Source organism: Paraburkholderia youngii (genome assembly GCF_013366925.1).
GTDB classification, from domain to species: Bacteria; Pseudomonadota; Gammaproteobacteria; order Burkholderiales; family Burkholderiaceae; genus Paraburkholderia; species Paraburkholderia youngii.
Genome location: NZ_JAALDK010000001.1, coordinates 1,025,272 through 1,043,460, shown reverse-complemented (window position 1 = coordinate 1,043,460; position 18,189 = coordinate 1,025,272). Strand labels below are relative to the sequence as shown.

Sequence of the window (18,189 nt, the reverse complement as noted above, 5' to 3'; positions counted from 1 at the left end):
CCCGATGAAGATGGGAGCAGTCTAGCTCGAGTCGCATTCCGGGAGAATCGCCGCGCTGCGTAAGTCATTCTTCCGCGCGGCGATCGAATCAGCGGCGATCGGCGTCGGTGATCTGCTTCGCCTGTTCGAAATACTCGCGCAGCAGCGGCGCGGCGAAATCGACGAAACTGCGCACCTTGGGCACGGCAAGGCGGCCGTGCGGCGTCACCAGATTCACGGGCAGCGGCGTGTGCTCGCTGTCGCGCAGCACGATTTTCAGCGCGCCGGCCTTGACGTGATCTGCCACGTGATAGGAAAAGAGCCGTGTGAGCCCGCGCCCCTCCACGGCCGAAGCCCGCGCCGCGCGAATCGTGTTGACGATGACGCGCGGCGTGAACCGCACGACCTGCGGCAGCGCCGTTTGACGGGTCGCCGGAAAGCTCCATGAATCGAGCCCGAAATGCGTCATCGAGATGATCGGATGGCTGGCGAGATCGGCGGGCGCGACGATGGCCGGATGCGTGGCGAGATAGTCGGGCGACGCGACCACCACCCGCCTCACCTCGCCCACCGGAATGGCGACGAGCGTCGAGTCCTGCAGATGCGCGATGCGCAACGCCACGTCGATGCCTTCGTCGATCAGGCTCACGGGCCGGTCGAGCAGATGCAGGCGGATCGACGCCTGCGGATGGCGATCGAGAAACGAATCGACGATCGGGCGCAGCACCTCCTCGCCCACTGCGATCGCCGCCGTCACGCCGAGCAGGCCGCGCGGCGCGGAGCGCTCGTCGGCGGCGAGCAGGTCCGCCTCCTCGAGGTCCGCGAGAATGCGCCGGCACGCGAGCGCATAGCGCTCGCCCGCCTCGCTCAACCGGATCGTGCGCGTGGTGCGGTGTAGCAGCGGCGTGCCCGTGTGGGTCTCCAGAAACGCGATGGCCCGGCTCACCGCCGCCGGCGAGCGGCCGAGCCGGCGGCCTGCGCCTGCGAGACTTCCCTCGTCGAGCGTGGCGACGAAGACCTTCATGGCGTCGATACGGTCCATGGCGTGTTGGGTGGTGAACTTGCGCTTAGGCGTGGCACTTGATGGTGCCGCCGTCGTGTGGGTCGGTTAATCCCGCGACGATCTTAGCGGAAGACGACCAACGTCAGAGGAGCCGGCCACAGGCTTGCGGCAAAAGAACGATGGCGGGTCGCATTGAACCCCGCGTCGCGTCGACGACGACGCACTCGAAACGCATCACTATGCAGACCCGGAAGCAAAAGAGGAATGCTGGTTCAAGGCCGACCAGTTCCTTCAGAAAGCCTTCAGTTCCAGGTACGCGCTCTCGACAGTAGCGCACGCGCGCGCCGGAGGTAGCGAGCGCCATGACCTTACCATGTCACCGAATGCTCGCACTCAGCGCGATTGCCAACCTGTCGCAGCCCTGCTTTTTTCTGGCGCCTTACCGTTCTTATTCCTTTCGCTCGACCCGATGACAAGGCTCAAATATTCCCCTGCAACCGCGACGACGACCCCAATCGCGGCCGGCGACGACCACACCCAGTACGACGCTTTCTCGATCCTGTTGGATCACGGCCATTCTGGCGGTGAGCAAATTGTACTGGCCCACACCTGGGGGTTTGCGTCGAAGTCCACGCGTCACCTGATGATCGTCGGCCACATGTCGTTCGGGGTCATGCTGTCGGCCGTCTTGATCGTGCGCAGCCGATAGCGGCTGATACCCGGACATCATAGTCCCGTGTCCGCCGTGGGATGGATCGAGTCGGGCGCCAAAGGCATCCATTATCTTCTGTACGCACTGCTGTGGCCGAAGCGGTGTTGGGTTTCGTGCTGTGCTGGTCCGGCAACGAATCGATGAGCTTTTTCGGGCTGCTGATTCCCGCGCCGTTCGCGCCGACCGCAAGGCCACGCCTCATTCTATCGGCGAGGCGCACGATCTCGTCGGCTGGGCCATCATCGTCATCGCTGCGGTGCATGCCGCCGCCGCGCTGCTTCATCATTACGTGCTGCGCGATGAGGTATTCAAGCGCGTGCTGCCCGGCAAGCCGGGCGGCACGTAGTTCACTGCCGGCAGACCGCGCGCTCAGTCGATCGACAGACAATCGACGCGCGCGTCGATCTGAACGTCGATGTCCTTTTTTCAAAGCGCCCGCTTCGTCGATCACTCCGAGAAGCGGAAAAAGCCGCTGTGCAGCACCACGCGTTTGGCGCCGACATCTTGTCTGTTCATCTGGCCGATTCCTTCTCCGCTTATCTACTGCTGGGTCGCCCCAATTTGTCATCCCCACAATAGATCTCCAGAACTCAAAGCACTCTCGCGGGCGTCCGAATGGCCGCGTCACTTGTCGCCGCAGTTCTCGCCATGGAGTCCAAATCGTCTTTATTTCGGCCGCTCACGTCTCGAGGGACTTGCCGCTTCTTAGCGCCTGAATTCTCTGGCGGCAGTAGCTTGGCGATCGGGCGTGCGTCAGCCCAGTTCTGAACCTCATGTGCGAGTCATCCCACCCTCCGGCCGGAAAGCAATCGTGGTTCGGGGAACGTTTTCTCGCGTACCAGTTGCTGTACGGTCGTCGGTGACAGAGAGAGTGCCTCTGCCACTTCTTTTAGAGAGAGACAGATCTTCATTGCGACTTTACCTTCGTCTGTTACCGTTGGTTCCGGACTGCACTGAGGCGTCGTCAACATGAACGAACGGAGGATTGATCTGCGAGCGATTCATCGTTACGGTTGAGCACGCACATCGGAATTTAATTGGCGGCACTAATTGTGGCAAACGCCCTCAGAGAAAGAAAATTCTGTTTGCCAGCGCAGCCACCAAGCGATGCGCTTCCCGAAAGTTCCGCAGAGAGCCGCTTGCTAGACGACGCTGAGCAGGAAACTTCTCAATGCCTGCTGCTTGCCTTCAATCTTGCGCCCTTTGCTCTTCAGTTGCCCTCGTCGAACTTCCTTCCACCAATTCGCGGTGTTTTCAGGAAGACGACCGGCATCTAGCGCGTAACGCCAGGCATTACCGAGCTCCATGCGAAGGCGTGCAGCGAGAACAGGCGTCGAACGATATGACTCCAGGAAATCGAAAGCCTGGGCGCGCGTGACAGCAATTGCACGCGTATCCGCAACCGGCCCTAACATCGCCCTGAATATACGTGCGACCTCGGTCGCGCCCTTTGCCTTTCGATTGAGCTCTACATATCCCTGCAGATAGTCGCGGCACAACTGTCTAACGGTGTAATCACCTGGCGATGGGCGATTGGCCTCATTTTCCTGCTTTCGACGCAGCGCGGAGAGTTCCGCACCGGAGTCCCTCTCGATACGGCTCTTCTCCCACGCAGCGATAGCTGCGGCAAACGACATTGCCGGCCATTCACCAAGCTTCACTTGCCGCATGCGGCTGTCGATTGGCGACTTGTACCGGTACGTCCACGATTTGCGGCTCGCCGAAGCTTGGAGTCTTAGTCCTGGAAACCCCTCAAAGGTCATGTGCTCGCCACTGGGCAGCTTAGCTGCGACACGTGCATCAAAGCGCATACTTCCCTCGGCGTAGGTTTTTCTGAGAGAAGCATACTCGGCGTAGGTTTGCAGCACAATGCAGCAAAAACCTACGCCAAGGTAGCGAGTTTAGTCGCACACAGAAAAGCGTTGATGTGCCAATTGAGCTAGCCATTCCGATATTTTTTCTTTTTTATTCAGATACTTGAAGCATCCATTGGCTCACTATGGACGAACCCGGACAGGTCTCGACTTGCTACTACTCGTTCTCGTCGAAGTAATGCCCGAACTTCAGCTGCTTCGTGCGGATATAGCGCTCGTTTTCCTCGCGCATCGGAATTGCGAGCGCGACACGCTCGCACACCGGAATGCCGTGCTTCGACAGCGTGTCGAACTTCTCGGGATTGTTGCTCATCAGCCGCACCGACGTGACCTTCAGCGTGCGCAGGATGCCCGCGGCCGAATCGTATTCGCGTGAATCGTCGGGCAGGCCGAGATCGAGGTTGGCTTCGACGGTATCGCGCCCCTGCTCCTGCAACGCATACGCGCGGATCTTGTTCGACAGGCCGATGCCGCGTCCTTCGTGGCCGCGCAGATACAGCAGCACGCCGCAACCCTCAGCCGCGATATAGCGCAGCGCGAGGTCGAGCTGCTCGCCGCAGTCGCAGCGATAGGAGCCGAGCACGTCGCCCGTCAGACATTCCGAATGCAGGCGCGTCAGCACGGACGACTGGTTGGCGACATCGCCCATTACGAGCGCGAGATGTTCGGCGCCGCTGTCGAGCACGCGAAACACATAGGAAGTGAACGTGCCATAGCGCGTGGGTAGCGTGGCGGTGGCGTCGAGAACGACGCATTCGCCGGTGACGGCGCCGTCCGCTGCGGGCGATGAATCCTGAGACGTGAGCATGGCGTTAAGCAATGGTGCAGGCATGAACCCGGCGAGCCGGGGATAAGGTGTGGACTGCGAGTTTACCGCTAATCCGCCTGCCGCACCCGGATGCCCCTTCGCGAGCACGGAACGCAGCCCCCCGCGACAACGGCTGGCGCCCCACGACGGGACCGGCAAGTCCGTGCGAATCTGGCCGATCCAGCGCGCATCGTCCGGCGTGCCAGAGGTATTCCCGGTGTACCGCGGGCGAACCTCGCGCCTATACTGGAATCGCCTGTCCCTCACGACAGCGCGCCACTTCGGCGTGCTGCATTGCGAAACGGAGCCGCTCCATGTCAAGCGTTGCACAGCTTCTCAGAACGAAACCGAACCCCTCCAACGTCTACACGATTGGCGCCGACGACTCCGTCTATGAGGCGATCCGGTTGATGGCCGAGAAGGGTATCGGCGCGCTGGTGGTGACCGACGGCGACAGCATCGCCGGCATCATCACGGAGCGCGACTATGCTCGCAAGGTGGTGCTGATGGACCGGTCGTCGAAGGCGACGCCCGTACGCGACATCATGACGAAGGCGGTGCGCTTCGTTCGCCCCGACCAGACGACCGAAGAGTGCATGGCGCTGATGACCGAGCGGCGCATGCGTCACCTGCCTGTCATCGAGAACGACCGGCTGATCGGCATGGTGTCGATTGGGGACCTCGTGAAGGACATTATCGCGGAACAGCAGTTCACCATCCAGCAACTCGAGTTCTATATTCACGGCGAACGACTCCACGGCGAATGACGCTGAAGCACGAGCTGCGCCGAGCGATCGCCTGGCGTTCATCCGCTCGGGACCGGCCGCAAAAAAAGCCCAAGCCAGGAAGAGCTTGGGCCAAGCTACCTTGCGGCAGCGGAGGTTCCTTCGGAAAGAGGAACGCAACCCGCGCACGGACGGCACGCTCGCGGCTCATGGGTGCGGCGCGCTCGATTGAAAACAGTACCTTGTACGAAACGCTGTGCGCCCGCGAAAGCGGCGCACAGCGTGGTGCTACGTGCGTGGTTACCGGTTAGCGAAATTAGTTACCGAAATACACGCTCTTCGGGCCGCTCGTCGGCTGCGGCTGCGTCACGCGACCCGCTTGCGTCGCTCCGCTCATCGGCGCGCCGTAACCGCTGGTATTAGCGGTCGGCTGGGTTTGCGCGACGGCCGGATTTTGCGCTTGCACGCGCTGTTCGGCGGCCTGGACGTCGGCCGGATATTCCGCGTCGTTCGAGGTCGACGGGTTATAGCCCGCGCGCTCCAGTTGGATCAGTTCGTTGCGAACCTGGGCGCGGGTGACCGGTTGCTGGCTCGATTGCGCGAACGATACGATCGGCGCGGCGGCAATGGCTGCAATGGCAACTGCCTTGATCAGCGATTTCATGATGACTTCCCTCCAATGTGGCTTTATCTGCATCGCCGACACCGTGGTGTGCAGCGAATAGGTTCAGTCTAGTCACCGCATGAACAAGGGAAAACCCTTAATTGTGAGATAGAAAATTGTTTTGATCGCAATAATGCCGGGGAATATCTCGGAGTCGATGCGCCCCGCATGATGTTCCAGGCAACAATTGTACGGAACGTCACCTTTGCGTCTGATGTTTCCGAACGTCATGCGCCCGAATGCGGAATCGTCAGCAGCTTGCGCGGGCCGCTGACGAACGCGCTGCCCGGCTCGAAAAATCGTAGCGGCCGGTGCATCTCGCGCGAAAGGCCAATGCGCGTCGTCACGCCGACCGGTGCGTCGCCGGCTTCGATCACGCCGATCCATAGCCCGCGCCCCGTACACAGATCGTGGCCGTCGAACGCCTGGCCGATGCCGAATGCCACTGTCAGCCGGCCGGGTCCGCGGGCGAGATCGCGCAGCGGCACGCCGGGACGGCGCGCTTCCATCAGCGCAAGTCCTTCGAGCGGTTCGATCGCCCGCAGCAGGATCCCGGCGCCGACCTCCTCCGCTTCGGACGACATATTCAGCATGTACGACACGCCGTAGGTCAGCCGCACGTAGGCATGACCGCGGGCGAGAAACATCGAGCCGTTGTACGGACGACGTCCGATAAACGCGTGGCTCGTCGAATCGCCGAGCGGATACGCCTCGGTCTCGACGATGCGGCCGCTCAGGCGTCCTTCGCGCAGATCGTGCACGAGATATTTGCCGACCATGAAGCGCGCGAGTTCGACCGTATCGACCGGCAGATCGTCTCGGCGTAATGGTCGGATCGGAAGTGCTTCGTTTCGCATGGGCTGGATGTCCTTAAGTCGATGCTGAAATCCCACGTCATAGAGGGTTGCGACCGGCAAATTCGTTGTACCGACGCCTCATTTTCTGCGCCGGCAAGTCAACATGGCACTAATTGCTGTATCGTGTGCTTCCGGCCGGTAACACGGCCGTTTGCATGTCTCGGCGCGCACTTCGCGGCTCGCGGAAACATCCGTGTCGGCTGAAAGTGTTCGCATGGCTGCTGTACCTGTTTCATTCGCATTGAATCCCGCTGTACCCGCTGATGTAAAAAAAATCGACCCCATCCGGGGGATCGACGTTCTACGACAACAGGAGATGGTTGAATGAAAGCATTCTCGGCAATCAAGGTGATCGGCGGCGCGCTGGTCGTTCTCGCTTCCCTCAACGCGTACGCGCAAAGCAGCGATGCGGCCGCGACCGAAGCGCCGGCGGCAGCGGCACCGACCACCAAGCAGGATAAACAGGCTAATCGCGCTCTGCAGAAGAAGGTCCGCGCGAAGCTCGCACGTACGAAGGGCCTGACCGTCGGCAACATCACCGTGCGCGCACGCAACGGCGCGGTCACGCTGGAAGGCTCGGTGCCGGAGCAGGCTCAGATCGAAATCGCGACGAACGCCGCTCAAGGCGTGGAAGGCGTGACGTCGGTGAAGAGCGCACTGTCGATCCGCGCAATCGGCCAGTAAGCCGGTCAACCAGCCGAAGAAGTTGCGGTAAAAGCAGCAAGCTGGCGTCGATGGCGGAAAGCTCCGTCGCGACGCCAATTTTCTCTCCGATCCGTCGCTCGACACGATTGCCCCCGGTGCAGCCCTCGCACCGCCCGACGCGACGATTTCCTCGAAACCGCGATATGTTGAACGACTCCGTGTCGCACTGGTTTCTTGCGACAATTTTCTCTTATAGTTTAATGGCTTAGGGTCTATCGTTAAGATATCACCTTAAGTTCATACATGCACCGAAAGGAAGGCCGCATGACTTCGCCGGCGACCGTCTTGCCCCGTTGGACCCTCGTCGCGCCACTCATTAGCTGGATCGTGCTCGGTGCCGCCTATGCGATGCCGGGCAATGCGCTGCTGCTCGCGCTGGTCGGCGTGTCGCTGTGCGCGGCGGTGTTTGCCGCCGTCCATCATGCCGAAGTGGTCGCGCATCGCGTCGGCGAGCCGTTTGGCACGCTGGTGCTCGCGGTCGCCGTCACCGTGATCGAAGTGGCGCTGATCGTCTCGGTGATGCTGACGTCCGGTCCCGAGAAAGCCGGCCTCGCGCGCGATACGGTATTCGCGGCCGTGATGATCGTCTGCAACGGGCTCGTCGGGCTATGTCTGCTGGCGGGCGGCATCCGCCATCTGGAACAGGACTTTCAGAGCCGCGGCGCGGCGGCCGCGCTGGCGGTGCTCGCATCGCTGTCGGTGCTGACGCTCGTGATGCCGAACTTCACGACCACCAGCCCGGGGCCGGTCCTGTCGCCGCCGCAGCTCGCGTTTGCCGGTGTGTCGTCGCTGGTGCTGTACTGCGTGTTCGTGTTCGTGCAGACGGTGCGCCATCGCGACTACTTCCTCGCCGGCGTGCCCGACGAAGACGTCCATGCCGAGCCGCCGGGCGCGCGCTTCGCAGCCATCAGCGGCGTGCTGCTGCTGGTGAGTCTCGTCGCGGTCGTGCTGCTCGCGAAAGTGCTGTCGCCGGTGGTCGAATCCGCGGTGCTCGGCGCGGGCGCGCCGCCGGCGGTGGTAGGGATCGTGATTGCGTCGCTGGTGCTATTGCCGGAAGGACTCGCGGCGCTGCGCGCAGCGCGCGCCGATCGTCTGCAGACCAGCCTGAACCTCGCGCTCGGCTCGGCGCTGGCGAGTATCGGCCTGACCATTCCCACCGTCGCCGGTGTGTTCCTGTATATCGGTCAGCCCATCGTGCTCGGCATCAACGGCAAGGACATGGTGCTGCTCGCGCTGACGCTGGTGGTCGCCACGCTGACGCTCAGCACCGGACGCACGACGATTCTGCAAGGCGCCGTGCATCTATCGCTGTTCGCGGCTTATCTGTTTTTGTCGTTCGCGCCTTGATCTGATGTCCAATCTGACGCTGGGGCGGACGGTGACTCACTCTTCCCAGTGCTCGACCATCCAGTCGCGGAACAGATTCAGCTTCTGCTGTTGCGCGACCGATTCCGGGTACACGAAGTAATAGCGCCAGCCGGTCTTCAGCACGGTGTCGAACGGCCGGATCAGGCGCCGCGCCGCGACGTCCTCGTCGATCAGCGCGAGATCGCTGATCGCGACGCCGAAGCCCTGGGCGGCGGCATTGGTCGCCATGTCGAGCGTATCGAAGCTCGGGCCGAGCTCCGCGTCGATCGTGGCAGCGCCCGTCGCATCGGTCTCCGCGACTTTCGCGAGCCACATCTTCCAGTCGCGGTGATCGCGCGTCGGATGCAGCAGCGTGTGCCGCGCGAGATCGGCCACCTGCGCGAGCGGCTTGTCCTTCAGCAGCTCGGGCGTGCAGACCGGCGTCAGACGCTCCTCGAACAGCGACACCGCCTGTACGTCCGCACCGGGCGACGAACCGTAGATGATCGCCGCGTCGAACGGCTCGCTCTGGAAATCGACGTCGTGCTGCCAGGTGGTCGTGATCTGCACGTGCAGATCGGGATACTCGGACTGGAAGCGCATGATCTTCGGCAGCATCCAGCGCATTACGCAGGTCGGCACCTTCAGCGCGAGATCGGTGCGCTGCCTCGTCAGGCGCAGCGACATTTCCTCGATCCGCGCGAAGCTCTCCTTGACCGTCGGCAGCAGCATTTCGCCCTCGGCGGTCAGCGTCAGCCCCTTGGCGTGACGCTTGAACAGCGGAAACTTGTAGTATTCCTCGAGCGCGATGATCTGCCGGCTGACCGCGCCTTGCGTCAGGCACAGATGGTCGGCGGCACGCGTGAAGCTGCGATGCCGCGCGACAGTTTCGAAAATCTGCAGCGCGTTGAGCGGCGGTAGGCGTCGCATCGGATGTCGTCCCGGATCAGAAAAAATCATTGCGCGGCTGAGGCACCGCCCGTCGCTGCCCTGCCCGCAATGCCCAAAGCATACGCGATCGGCCGCGCGCGCACGAGCCGGCGCGCGGGCCAACCCGCATGCGTTCGGCTCATGGCGCGCGAAAAATGCGCGTTCCGGCCGGTGTCGCACCGCCGTGGTGCGAAAGACCTGCGGCACCCGCACCAGAACCGAGCTTTCCTCATACCTCGATGCACCCCCGTATTCACAGGTCGGAGATGGACGTTAACCCGCATGCACCGTCGCCCGTAGTCTCCTGTCGCGTCGCTGAACTGCGCGCCGCCGCGCCCGCGCACCGCGAGCCATGAGCGCAGGTCATGCCACCCATGCGCATATTTCGATTGTTGCGTGATTTTGGCAAACCTACAGTGCCTCCACGCACGGTTCATCCGGCAGCGGTCATAGCGATTCATGGGCAACGGGCGTTCATCAAAGGAGACCGTCATGCAGCAGATCAAACGCGGTAGAAGGCAGGTCATCAAGACGATCGGTACGGCGCTCGCGGCATCCGCTCTGCCGATGCCGTTCCTCAATCTGCGCGCACAGGAGCACAACTTCAGCGGCAAGACGCTGCGCATCCTGACATGGTCCGACGATACCGGCACGGCCGCGCTGCGCAACATCGCCGCGACGTTCACCGCGAAGACCGGCGCGAAGGTGATCGCCGATCGCGCCGACGGCACCTCCGGCATGGTCGCGAAGGTCAAGGCGGCGGGCGAGCGCCCGACCTACGACGTGATCACGCTCGCCGGCGTCGGCGCATCCGGTCTCGCCGACGCTGGCCTTCTGATGAAGCCTGATCTCGACAAGTTGCCGAATCTGAAAGAAGTCGCGCCGCAATACCGCACTGGCGCGAACGGCTTCGGCGTCGGCTATCTGTTGTGGTCCGACGGCCTCATCTACAACACCGCGACCATCAAAACGCCGCCTTCGTCCTACGAGGCGCTGTGGGACCCGAAATACGCCGGCCGCGTGTTCTTGCCGCCGCCCGAGTGGGCCGAAGCGGTCGACCTCGCGATCATCGCCGCGAAGATGAACGGCGGCTCGCAGCAAAACATCGAGCCCGGCTTCAGGAAGCTCGCGCAACTGAAAGACCACGTGATGACGCTCGGCGAGAACCCGAACCAGGTGGCCGACCTGTTCCGCACCGGCTCGCTCGACATCGGCGGCATCTACTCGCCGGCGTTTTTCCCGGACCAGATCCGCAAGCCCGAGTACAAGATGGGCGTGACCTACGGCATGAAGGAAGGCTTCGCGACGCAGCTGATGTTCACGGTGATCCCGAAAGCGCATCCGGGCGACAGCGACCTGATCCACGCGTTCATCAATCATTCGCTCGACGCCGGCGTGCAAGGCCGCATGGCCGCCGACGTGCTGAACGGCCCGGTCAATTCGAAAGCGATGATTCCGGCCGAGAGCCGCGCGTTCGTGCCGAGCCCGCAGCAGATCGCCGAGAAAGCCGTGCTGCATGACGACAAGGCGCTCGCCGTCGTGCAGCCGGCGTGGATCAAGCGCTACACCGAAATCTTCTCGGCGTAACCACGATGCTCGCGCGCTTCCCGCGGCGTGCCGCGATGATGCCGGACGAAGCGGCGCCGGGTCCGACGCCCGGCGGCGCTGCTTGCGCTTCCGTAATCGTCGAGACTGCCTTGACCGCCCCCGCTGGCGGCGCAACGACGCTCGCGAAAGCCCGGCCGTGGCTGCTGCTCGCGCCGATCCTGGTGTTTCTGGCGATCCTCGGCGCGGCCGCGCTGGTCGTGCTGCGCATGAGCTTCGGCACGTCAGGCAACGAATGGCGCAGCTTCACGCTGCAGAACTACGCGGACCTGCTCGACGGCTACTTCCTGAGGTCGTTGTGGCTGACGCTGCGGCTCGCGTTCCAGAGCATGCTGTGCGCGGTCGTGCTCGCGATTCCGGTTGCGCTCGCGATGGCGCGCACGACCTCGCGGCTCGCGCGCCGGCTGCTGCTCGCAGGTGTGCTGCTGCCGCTGCTGGTCAATCTGCTGCTGCAAGGCTATGGCTGGCTGGTGATCCTCGGCCCGGCGGGCCTGCTCAATCACGCGTTGCTCGCGAGCGGGCTCGTCGAGCGTCCGGTCATGTGGCTGTATCGCGAGCATGGCGTACTGCTGGGGCTGATCCAGACCGCGTTTCCGCTCGCCGTTCTGCCGCTGTCCAGCGCGATGCGTGCGGTGTCGATCTCGTACGAGGAAGCCGCCGCGACGCTCGGCGCAACGCGTTGGCAAACGCTGCGCCACGTGCTGTTGCCGCTCGCGATGCCGGGCCTCGTGTCGGGTGCGCTGCTGGTGTTCGCGTATAACGCGAGCGCGTTCGCGGTGCCGCTGCTGCTCGGCGGCCGGCGCGTGCCGATGCTCGCGGTGCTCGTGCACGATCAGGTCGCGCCGCTGTTGAACTGGCCGGCGGCCTCCGCTTCGGGCGTCGTGCTGATGGTCGCGACGCTCGCCGTGATGGCGCTCTCGCAACGGCTCGTGCGCCGCACCCAACGTCTGACCGGGGAGCCTAACTCATGAGCACGCCGCTGCCAGCTTCGCGCTTGCCGCGCTTCCCGCGCCTGCCCGATACGATGCCCGGCCAGCTCCGCCGCGCAACCGCGCTCGTGGCCGGCGTCGTGCTGTTTCTCGCCGCGCTGCCGATCCTGACGATGATCGCGATGTCGTTCAGCGCGGCCGACACGCTCGAATTCCCGCCGCACGCGTACAGCCTGCACTGGTATCGCGCGGCGTGGCACAGCTTCGTGTCGCCGGACGCGACCGATACCCTCTCGATGGGCGCCGCGCTGACCACGAGCCTGGTGGTCGCGCTATCGACGATGCTGATCGCGACACTCGTCTCAGTCCCCGCCGCGTACGCGTTGTCGCGCTACCGCTTTCGCGGCAAACCGGTGGTCGAGCAGTTGGTTGCACTGCCGCTCGTCTATCCGCTCGTGATGCTCGGCCTGTCGCTGCTGCTCGTGTTCAACGTGTTACCGCTCGAGCTTGGGGTCGGCCGGCTGATCATCGCGCATGTGATCCTGGCGCTGCCGTTCACGGTGAAGAACTGCGCGGCGTCGGTCGCATCGATCGGCCCCGAGTTCGAGGAAGCCGCGCTCGTGATGGGCGCGAACCCCAGCCGCGCGCTCGTCGACGTGGTGCTGCCGCTGATGCGCCCCGGCATTCTCGCCGGCATGCTGTTCGCGTTCATCGTGTCGTTCAACGAGTTCACGGTGACGTTTTTCCTGTACAGCATCGACACGATGACGCTGCCGGTGTGGCTCTATAGCCGCACGGTGTCCTCGCTCGATCCGACCGTGTTCTGTTTCGCGGTGGTCATCGTCGCGATCGACTTCGCACTGATCTGGCTGCTCGAAAAGCTGATCGGCGACGAAGGCGTCGCGCTGTGAACCCGCCACCTTGCTGGAGCCTGCGATGACCCATCTGACCTTGCAAGCCGTCACGCGGCGCTTCGGCGCCGTGCATGCCGTCGACGACGTCGACCTGAGCGTGCCCGACGGCAAGCTCGTCTGCTTCCTCGGCCCGTCCGGCTGCGGCAAGACCACGCTGCTGCGGATGATCGCCGGGCTCGAAACACCGAGCTCGGGCAGCATCCATTTCGCCGGCCGCGACATCACGTGGCTGCCGGCCAACCGGCGCGACTTCGGCATGGTTTTCCAGTCGCTCGCGCTGTTTCCGCACATGACGGTCGCGCAGAACGTCGCGTATCCGCTGAAGCTGCGCAAGGTCGCAAGAGAGAAGCAAACGCGCCGCGTCGCCGAACTGCTCGAACTGATCCAGCTGCCGCACATGGCGAACCGGCCGGTCACGCAGTTGTCGGGCGGACAGCGTCAGCGCGTCGCGATCGCGCGCGCGATTGCTTCGGAGCCTCAACTGCTGCTGCTCGACGAACCGCTGTCCGCGCTCGACGCCAAGCTGCGCGAAGCGATGCAGGTCGAAATCCGCCTGCTGCAGCAACGCCTCGGCATCACGACGATCATGGTCACGCACGACCAGCGCGAAGCGATGACGATGGCCGACGAGATCGTCGTGATGGAGAAAGGCCGCATCGCGCAGGTCGGCAAGCCCCTCGACATCTACCGCGATCCCGTCAGCGAGTTCGTCGCCGACTTCATCGGGCTCGGCAATATCCTGCCGGTGCAGTACGACGGCGCGGGCGTCGTGAGCCTGCCGGGCGGACGGCGCATCGCGGTGACGCCGAGCCCCAGCGCGCCGCTCGCCGATGCGCGGCAGCCGGTTGCGAGCGGCGACGCGATCCGCCTGTTGATCCGCCCCGAGGACATCTGCGTGAAGGCGGCCACGGAGACACCGGACGCGAACCGGCTGCCCGGCACCGTCACATTCATTCGCGACGTCGGCGCCTCGCTCGAAGCGACGATCGATTGCGCGGGCTTCACGTTGACCGCCGCGACCACGCCGCGCGAAACACCCGGGCTCGCGCTCGGCATGCCGGTGCTCGCCGAGCTGCCGCCGCACGCCTGTAAGCTGATCGCAGCGCGCACCGCCTGATACCCGAACCCATCCCACACGCTTCGCTTCGATAAAACCGCATGACGACAGAGGACCAGATGATGAACCAGCGCCCCGCTCTCCAATCGACCCGCCGCGTGTTCGCGACCCTCGCCGCGACGCTCGCAATCACCGCGCTCGGCGCGCTGCCATCGGCCGCGCATGCCGACGCGCTCGACGACATCGCGAAGTCCGGCACCGTGCGCATCGGCGTGTTCGAAGACTATCCGCCGTTCGGCTCGATCGGTGCGGACATGAAGCCGGTCGGCTACGACATCGACGTCGCCAATCTGATCGGCAAGGCGCTCAACGCGAAGGTCGAACTGGTACCGGTGACCGGCGACAACCGCATGGCCTTCCTCGCCGACCACAAGGCCGACATGCTGCTGTCGGTCGGCCAGACGCCGGAACGCGAAAAAGTGATCGACTTCTCGCAGCCGTACGCGCCGTACTACCTCGCGGTGTTCGGTCCGAAGTCGCTGCCGGTGAAGAACGCCGCCGATCTCGGCGGCAAGTCGATCTCGGTCGCGCGCGGCACGCTCGAAGACCTGAGCGTCACTAAGATCGCGCCGCCGTCGGCGAACATCAAACGTTTCGACGATCCGAACGGCGCTATTTCGGCGTTTCTTTCTGGTCAGGTACAGTTGATGGTGGTCGGCAACGACGTCGGCGCGACGATTCTCGCGCGGCATCCGGCAAACGATCCGGAGCAGAAGTTCGCGCTGTTCAGCTCGCCCGATCACGTCGGTCTGAACAAGAACGAGCCGCGCCTGAAGGCGAAGGTCGACGAAACGATTGCCAAGGCCCGCAAGGACGGCACGATGAACGCGATCTCGCAGAAGTGGCTGCGCGCGCCGCTGCCAGCCGATCTCTGAAACCCGTGGCGCGGTGCTGTGAAGTCCGCGCCGCAAACTGATCCTACGATGGGCACGAGGCCATGACTTACGCATTCGATTTCAGCGGCTTCGGCCTCTATGCAGGGATGCTCGCGCGCGGCGCCGCCGTGACGCTCGGTCTCACGGCCGTTTCGACCCTGGCGGGCGGGCTCGTCGGGATTGCCGGCGCGAGCATCGCGGCGGCCGGGCCGAAGTGGGCGCGCTGGCTGGTCGCGAGCTACGTCGAGCTGATCCGCAACACGCCGTTTCTCGTGCAGCTGTTCTTCGTGTTCTTCGGCCTGCCGAGCCTTGGCATTCATATCGACGAGATCCAGGCCGCGATTCTGGCGATGAGCGTCAATCTCGGCGCGTACGCAACCGAGATCGTGCGCGCCGGCATCGATTCGATTTCGCGCGGCCAGGTGCAGGCCGCCGAGGCGCTCGGCCTGCATGGACGCCAGGTGTTCCGCTACGTCGTGCTGCCGCAGGCGCTCGCCAACGTGTTTCCCGCGCTGCTCGGCCAGGTGCTGATCGTGATGCTCGGCTCGGCCGTCGTGTCGCAGATCTCGGTGCCCGACCTGACCTATGCGGCGAACTTCATCCAGTCGCGCAACTTCCGTTCGTTCGAGAGCTACGTGATCATCACGGCGACCTATCTGCTGATGTCGATCGTGTTGCGGCAGTTGTTGAACCGCTTCGGCCGCGGGCTGTTCGCGGGCCGCGCCGCGCGTGGCGCCAACAACAGCAGCAGCGGCAACGACGGCTTGCCGCGCAACTGGCGCGGCCGCCTGATGTGGCGCGGCGCGCGTACCCTGCCGACGGAGCGCTGATCATGGTCGAATTCACGCTGTGGGATATCGCCCGTAATCTGCTGCTCGCCGCGCGCTGGACGGTGCTGCTGTCGCTGATCGCGTTCGTCGGCGGCGGGGTCGTCGGGCTCGTGCTGCTCGCGATGCGCGTCTCACCGATCGCATGGCTGCGCCGCATCGTCGTGCTGTACGTCGAGGTGTTTCAAGGCACGCCGCTCTTGATGCAGCTCTTTCTCGCGTTCTTCGGCTTGCCGCTCATCGGCATCGACGTGTCGCCGTGGGCCGCCGCGGCCGTCACGTTGACGCTCTATACGAGCGCTTATCTGGTCGACATCTGGCGCGGCTGCGTCGAAGCGGTGCCGCGCGGTCAGTGGGCGGCGGGCGCGAGCCTCGGCATGACGTTCGGCCAGCAGTTGCGCTATATCGTGTGGCCGCAGGCACTGAAGATCGCGGTCGCGCCGACCGTCGGTTTTCTCGTGCAGGTGGTGAAGAGCACCGCGCTTGCGTCGATCATCGGCTTCATCGAACTGACGAAGACCGGCACGATGATCACGAATGCCGCGTTCCGGCCGTTTCCGATTTACGGCATGGTCGCGATGATCTACTTCGCGATGTGTTTTCCGCTGACCTGGTATGCGCGCGTGCTGGAGAAGCGGCAGAAGGTCGGGCAGCATCGCTGAGTGATGGGAGGCTATGCGCGGCGCGCCGCGCCGGCGTGCGCCGTACGGATTGCACGACGGGGCTCAGCCCTTTGGCGCGCCGTCAAGCGGCGGGACCGTGTGATCGTCGCCCGCCGGCCCTAGCGTGGGCATGTACTTGCCGAAATTCAGTTCAAAGTCGCTCGGCACGCCGTAGGCGAGGCTACGGAGCTTGGCCCGACGCGCCTGCCCACTTGGCGAGGCGAGAGCCGGAAAGAACATGTCGATGCTCGACTGTAGTTCGGCGGCCGTGGGCGTTCCGACCCGATTGATCTGTGCTTTTGCGGCGCCGAGCTGACCGCAAAGATTCCCGGACGCACTGCCGCGGAATGGATCAGCGAGTCACCGGCTCCTCACGCCTCACGAGTGCGTTGAGCCGCAAACCCCTGCCAATATTGCTATGATTATCATACTTACGATCGCAGCGATTTCGATGGAGGTTTGAATGAGTGCCTTGCCCGACAAGGGCGATACGCTGTGCCCAATCGCGCTGTCTCAGGCTGTCATCGGTGACCGCTGGGCTGTTCTGATCCTGCGCGAACTGTTTATGGGTAATCGAAGGTTCGACAGTCTGGTGGCGCAGTCGCAAGCGACGCCGCAGATGCTCTCGTCCCGGCTCAAACGGCTCGAAGCGGACGGCATGATCGAGCGCAAGCGCTACATGACAACGCCCCCTCGTTACGAATACGAACTCACCGAGATGGGCCGAGCGTTTTACCCTGTCATGCTGGCGCTTCGCGAATGGGGCGAGAAGTGGCACAAACCGCAGGGCGAGGATGTCGCAGTACGCTTCACGCACGTCACCTGCGGCAACGATGCCGGCATTGGCACGGTTTGCCAGGCCTGCGGTGAACCATTGCGGCGCGAAGATCTGAAGACTGAACTAAGCCCTTCCTACGCGCAGGAGCGCGCGACGCGACAGGATGCAGCGAAGACCGGCAAGCCTGCGGCTGAGCGCACTCGCTCGTCTAAAACAGGTCCCCGCGAGGTCCGATCGACCGTGAAGTCCCCCGTGAAGCGCCAAAAAGTCCGTTGAATGTCTGACATAGGCGCCCCTGCTATGCGACCGTTACGCGTTCATTCGTCGTTCTGGACTGACTTGATGAGATTGTTCCGCAACGTCACGACCGATGCCTGAATTTTCGCGAACTCGTCGGACGCAAGGCCCGTCTCGACGGGGTTCATCTTCAGGGCTTTTTCGCGTAGCCGCCGGCCGCTCTTCGTGAGACTGATCCGCACCTGGCGCTCGTCGCCCGGATCGCGTTGTCTTTCCAGATAGCCCATCGCCTCGAGCTTCTTCAGCATTGGCGTAAGCGTGTTGGACTCGAGAAACAGCTTGGCGCCAAGACCGCTGACGGTCTGGTGGTCCTCCTCCCACAACGCAATGATCGCGATGTATTGCGGGTAGGTAAGCCCAAGTTCCTCGAGTATCGGCTTGTATGCCTTGCCAAAAGCCAGGTTCGCGGAGTAGACCGCAAAGCACAGGTAATCGGAAAGCATCAGATTTTCGGGTGCCAGTTGATCCTTGGGTTTCATGTGTACCCTCCTTGGCTGGAGCCTGACGTTTCGCAAGATATATATCGCATACGATTATATCGCGCTACAACATATGGCGCATCGCTGCCCGAAGGCGACAAC

21 protein-coding genes are annotated in these 18,189 nt (G+C 63.5%); 13 read left to right on the top strand and 8 right to left on the bottom strand.

Annotated features, from left to right (window positions below; genetic code table 11):
• Positions 1-88: 88 nt before the first annotated feature.
• Positions 89-1,021, bottom strand: a complete 933-nt coding sequence (locus G5S42_RS04900) for a LysR family transcriptional regulator (RefSeq protein ID WP_176105777.1) — start codon at positions 1,019-1,021, stop codon at positions 89-91.
• 334 nt (positions 1,022-1,355) lie between these two features.
• On the opposite strand from G5S42_RS04900, the gene G5S42_RS44065 reads away from it, so the two are divergent.
• Both G5S42_RS44065 and G5S42_RS44060 read left to right on the top strand, forming a co-directional pair.
• Entirely contained in the window at positions 1,356-1,691 is a 336-nt protein-coding gene (locus G5S42_RS44065) for a hypothetical protein (protein WP_246391809.1), read from the top strand.
• Between the two features lie 121 nt (positions 1,692-1,812).
• The gene (locus tag G5S42_RS44060; RefSeq protein WP_312883522.1) at positions 1,813-2,040 is read left to right on the top strand and encodes a cytochrome b/b6 domain-containing protein; all 228 of its coding nucleotides are present in this window, start codon (positions 1,813-1,815) and stop codon (positions 2,038-2,040) included.
• Between the two features lie 436 nt (positions 2,041-2,476).
• On the opposite strand, the gene G5S42_RS44055 is transcribed toward G5S42_RS44060, so the two are convergent.
• The 3 genes from G5S42_RS44055 to ribA form a co-directional block, all read right to left on the bottom strand.
• Positions 2,477-2,605 (bottom strand): helix-turn-helix transcriptional regulator, encoded by a 129-nt coding sequence (locus G5S42_RS44055; protein ID WP_246391807.1) that lies wholly within the window; start codon positions 2,603-2,605, stop codon positions 2,477-2,479.
• A gap of 231 nt (positions 2,606-2,836) precedes the next feature.
• Entirely contained in the window at positions 2,837-3,562 is a 726-nt protein-coding gene (locus G5S42_RS04885; protein WP_246391805.1) for an integrase arm-type DNA-binding domain-containing protein, read from the bottom strand.
• Between the two features lie 163 nt (positions 3,563-3,725).
• Positions 3,726-4,376, bottom strand: a complete 651-nt coding sequence (gene ribA, locus G5S42_RS04880; protein ID WP_027193807.1) for a GTP cyclohydrolase II — start codon at positions 4,374-4,376, stop codon at positions 3,726-3,728.
• A 314-nt stretch (positions 4,377-4,690) separates the two neighbouring features.
• On the opposite strand from ribA, the gene G5S42_RS04875 reads away from it, so the two are divergent.
• The gene (locus tag G5S42_RS04875; protein ID WP_176105776.1) at positions 4,691-5,143 is read left to right on the top strand and encodes a CBS domain-containing protein; all 453 of its coding nucleotides are present in this window, start codon (positions 4,691-4,693) and stop codon (positions 5,141-5,143) included.
• A gap of 274 nt (positions 5,144-5,417) precedes the next feature.
• Here the strand turns inward: G5S42_RS04875 and G5S42_RS04870 are convergent, their stop codons facing one another.
• Together G5S42_RS04870 and G5S42_RS04865 are read right to left on the bottom strand one after the other, a co-directional pair.
• Positions 5,418-5,765, bottom strand: coding sequence for a DUF4148 domain-containing protein (locus tag G5S42_RS04870; protein ID WP_176105775.1), 348 nt, complete (start codon positions 5,763-5,765; stop codon positions 5,418-5,420).
• A 227-nt stretch (positions 5,766-5,992) separates the two neighbouring features.
• Positions 5,993-6,622, bottom strand: coding sequence for a DNA-3-methyladenine glycosylase (locus G5S42_RS04865; protein ID WP_176105774.1), 630 nt, complete (start codon positions 6,620-6,622; stop codon positions 5,993-5,995).
• Positions 6,623-6,946: 324 nt separating this feature from the next.
• On the opposite strand from G5S42_RS04865, the gene G5S42_RS04860 reads away from it, so the two are divergent.
• Both G5S42_RS04860 and G5S42_RS04855 read left to right on the top strand, forming a co-directional pair.
• Positions 6,947-7,306 (top strand): BON domain-containing protein, encoded by a 360-nt coding sequence (locus tag G5S42_RS04860; protein ID WP_176105773.1) that lies wholly within the window; start codon positions 6,947-6,949, stop codon positions 7,304-7,306.
• 285 nt (positions 7,307-7,591) lie between these two features.
• Positions 7,592-8,674: a calcium:cation antiporter gene (locus tag G5S42_RS04855; protein WP_176105772.1), complete on the top strand. Its 1,083-nt coding sequence runs from the start codon at positions 7,592-7,594 to the stop codon at positions 8,672-8,674.
• A 36-nt stretch (positions 8,675-8,710) separates the two neighbouring features.
• Here the strand turns inward: G5S42_RS04855 and G5S42_RS04850 are convergent, their stop codons facing one another.
• Positions 8,711-9,604: a LysR substrate-binding domain-containing protein gene (locus G5S42_RS04850; protein WP_176105771.1), complete on the bottom strand. Its 894-nt coding sequence runs from the start codon at positions 9,602-9,604 to the stop codon at positions 8,711-8,713.
• A 492-nt stretch (positions 9,605-10,096) separates the two neighbouring features.
• Between G5S42_RS04850 and G5S42_RS04845 the strand changes: the two genes are divergently transcribed.
• From G5S42_RS04845 to G5S42_RS04810, 8 genes are all read left to right on the top strand, one after another.
• Complete coding sequence (locus G5S42_RS04845; protein ID WP_176105770.1) at positions 10,097-11,191, top strand: ABC transporter substrate-binding protein; 1,095 nt, start codon at positions 10,097-10,099, stop codon at positions 11,189-11,191.
• Positions 11,192-11,196: 5 nt separating this feature from the next.
• Positions 11,197-12,180: an ABC transporter permease gene (locus tag G5S42_RS04840; RefSeq protein ID WP_176110350.1), complete on the top strand. Its 984-nt coding sequence runs from the start codon at positions 11,197-11,199 to the stop codon at positions 12,178-12,180.
• On the top strand, positions 12,177-13,049 hold the full coding sequence (locus G5S42_RS04835; protein ID WP_176105769.1) for an ABC transporter permease: 873 nt from the start codon (positions 12,177-12,179) through the stop codon (positions 13,047-13,049). The genes G5S42_RS04840 and G5S42_RS04835 overlap by 4 nt, the downstream gene beginning before the upstream one ends.
• A gap of 25 nt (positions 13,050-13,074) precedes the next feature.
• The gene (locus G5S42_RS04830) at positions 13,075-14,169 is read left to right on the top strand and encodes an ABC transporter ATP-binding protein (RefSeq protein ID WP_176105768.1); all 1,095 of its coding nucleotides are present in this window, start codon (positions 13,075-13,077) and stop codon (positions 14,167-14,169) included.
• 62 nt (positions 14,170-14,231) lie between these two features.
• On the top strand, positions 14,232-15,044 hold the full coding sequence (locus tag G5S42_RS04825; protein WP_176110348.1) for a transporter substrate-binding domain-containing protein: 813 nt from the start codon (positions 14,232-14,234) through the stop codon (positions 15,042-15,044).
• Positions 15,045-15,106: 62 nt separating this feature from the next.
• Positions 15,107-15,874 carry an amino acid ABC transporter permease gene (locus tag G5S42_RS04820; RefSeq protein ID WP_176105767.1) on the top strand — a complete coding sequence of 256 codons (768 nt, stop codon included), beginning with the start codon at positions 15,107-15,109 and terminating at the stop codon, positions 15,872-15,874.
• Between the two features lie 2 nt (positions 15,875-15,876).
• The gene (locus tag G5S42_RS04815; protein WP_152854273.1) at positions 15,877-16,533 is read left to right on the top strand and encodes an amino acid ABC transporter permease; all 657 of its coding nucleotides are present in this window, start codon (positions 15,877-15,879) and stop codon (positions 16,531-16,533) included.
• A gap of 463 nt (positions 16,534-16,996) precedes the next feature.
• Positions 16,997-17,587, top strand: coding sequence for a winged helix-turn-helix transcriptional regulator (locus tag G5S42_RS04810; protein WP_176105766.1), 591 nt, complete (start codon positions 16,997-16,999; stop codon positions 17,585-17,587).
• A 41-nt stretch (positions 17,588-17,628) separates the two neighbouring features.
• On the opposite strand, the gene G5S42_RS04805 is transcribed toward G5S42_RS04810, so the two are convergent.
• The gene (locus tag G5S42_RS04805) at positions 17,629-18,087 is read right to left on the bottom strand and encodes a MarR family winged helix-turn-helix transcriptional regulator (RefSeq protein WP_176105765.1); all 459 of its coding nucleotides are present in this window, start codon (positions 18,085-18,087) and stop codon (positions 17,629-17,631) included.
• Positions 18,088-18,189: the final 102 nt, after the last annotated feature.

Coding starts and splice junctions, on each gene's coding strand:
- G5S42_RS04900 (WP_176105777.1), bottom strand. CDS start 1,021: ATGGACCGTATCGACGCCATGAAGGTCTTCGTCGCCACGCTCGACGAG.
- G5S42_RS44065 (WP_246391809.1), top strand. CDS start 1,356: ATGTCACCGAATGCTCGCACTCAGCGCGATTGCCAACCTGTCGCAGCC.
- G5S42_RS44055 (WP_246391807.1), bottom strand. CDS start 2,605: ATGAAGATCTGTCTCTCTCTAAAAGAAGTGGCAGAGGCACTCTCTCTG.
- ribA (WP_027193807.1), bottom strand. CDS start 4,376: ATGCTCACGTCTCAGGATTCATCGCCCGCAGCGGACGGCGCCGTCACC.
- G5S42_RS04875 (WP_176105776.1), top strand. CDS start 4,691: ATGTCAAGCGTTGCACAGCTTCTCAGAACGAAACCGAACCCCTCCAAC.
- G5S42_RS04870 (WP_176105775.1), bottom strand. CDS start 5,765: ATGAAATCGCTGATCAAGGCAGTTGCCATTGCAGCCATTGCCGCCGCG.
- G5S42_RS04865 (WP_176105774.1), bottom strand. CDS start 6,622: ATGCGAAACGAAGCACTTCCGATCCGACCATTACGCCGAGACGATCTG.
- G5S42_RS04860 (WP_176105773.1), top strand. CDS start 6,947: ATGAAAGCATTCTCGGCAATCAAGGTGATCGGCGGCGCGCTGGTCGTT.
- G5S42_RS04855 (WP_176105772.1), top strand. CDS start 7,592: ATGACTTCGCCGGCGACCGTCTTGCCCCGTTGGACCCTCGTCGCGCCA.
- G5S42_RS04850 (WP_176105771.1), bottom strand. CDS start 9,604: ATGCGACGCCTACCGCCGCTCAACGCGCTGCAGATTTTCGAAACTGTC.
- G5S42_RS04845 (WP_176105770.1), top strand. CDS start 10,097: ATGCAGCAGATCAAACGCGGTAGAAGGCAGGTCATCAAGACGATCGGT.
- G5S42_RS04840 (WP_176110350.1), top strand. CDS start 11,197: ATGCTCGCGCGCTTCCCGCGGCGTGCCGCGATGATGCCGGACGAAGCG.
- G5S42_RS04835 (WP_176105769.1), top strand. CDS start 12,177: ATGAGCACGCCGCTGCCAGCTTCGCGCTTGCCGCGCTTCCCGCGCCTG.
- G5S42_RS04830 (WP_176105768.1), top strand. CDS start 13,075: ATGACCCATCTGACCTTGCAAGCCGTCACGCGGCGCTTCGGCGCCGTG.
- G5S42_RS04825 (WP_176110348.1), top strand. CDS start 14,232: ATGAACCAGCGCCCCGCTCTCCAATCGACCCGCCGCGTGTTCGCGACC.
- G5S42_RS04820 (WP_176105767.1), top strand. CDS start 15,107: ATGACTTACGCATTCGATTTCAGCGGCTTCGGCCTCTATGCAGGGATG.
- G5S42_RS04815 (WP_152854273.1), top strand. CDS start 15,877: ATGGTCGAATTCACGCTGTGGGATATCGCCCGTAATCTGCTGCTCGCC.
- G5S42_RS04810 (WP_176105766.1), top strand. CDS start 16,997: ATGAGTGCCTTGCCCGACAAGGGCGATACGCTGTGCCCAATCGCGCTG.
- G5S42_RS04805 (WP_176105765.1), bottom strand. CDS start 18,087: ATGAAACCCAAGGATCAACTGGCACCCGAAAATCTGATGCTTTCCGAT.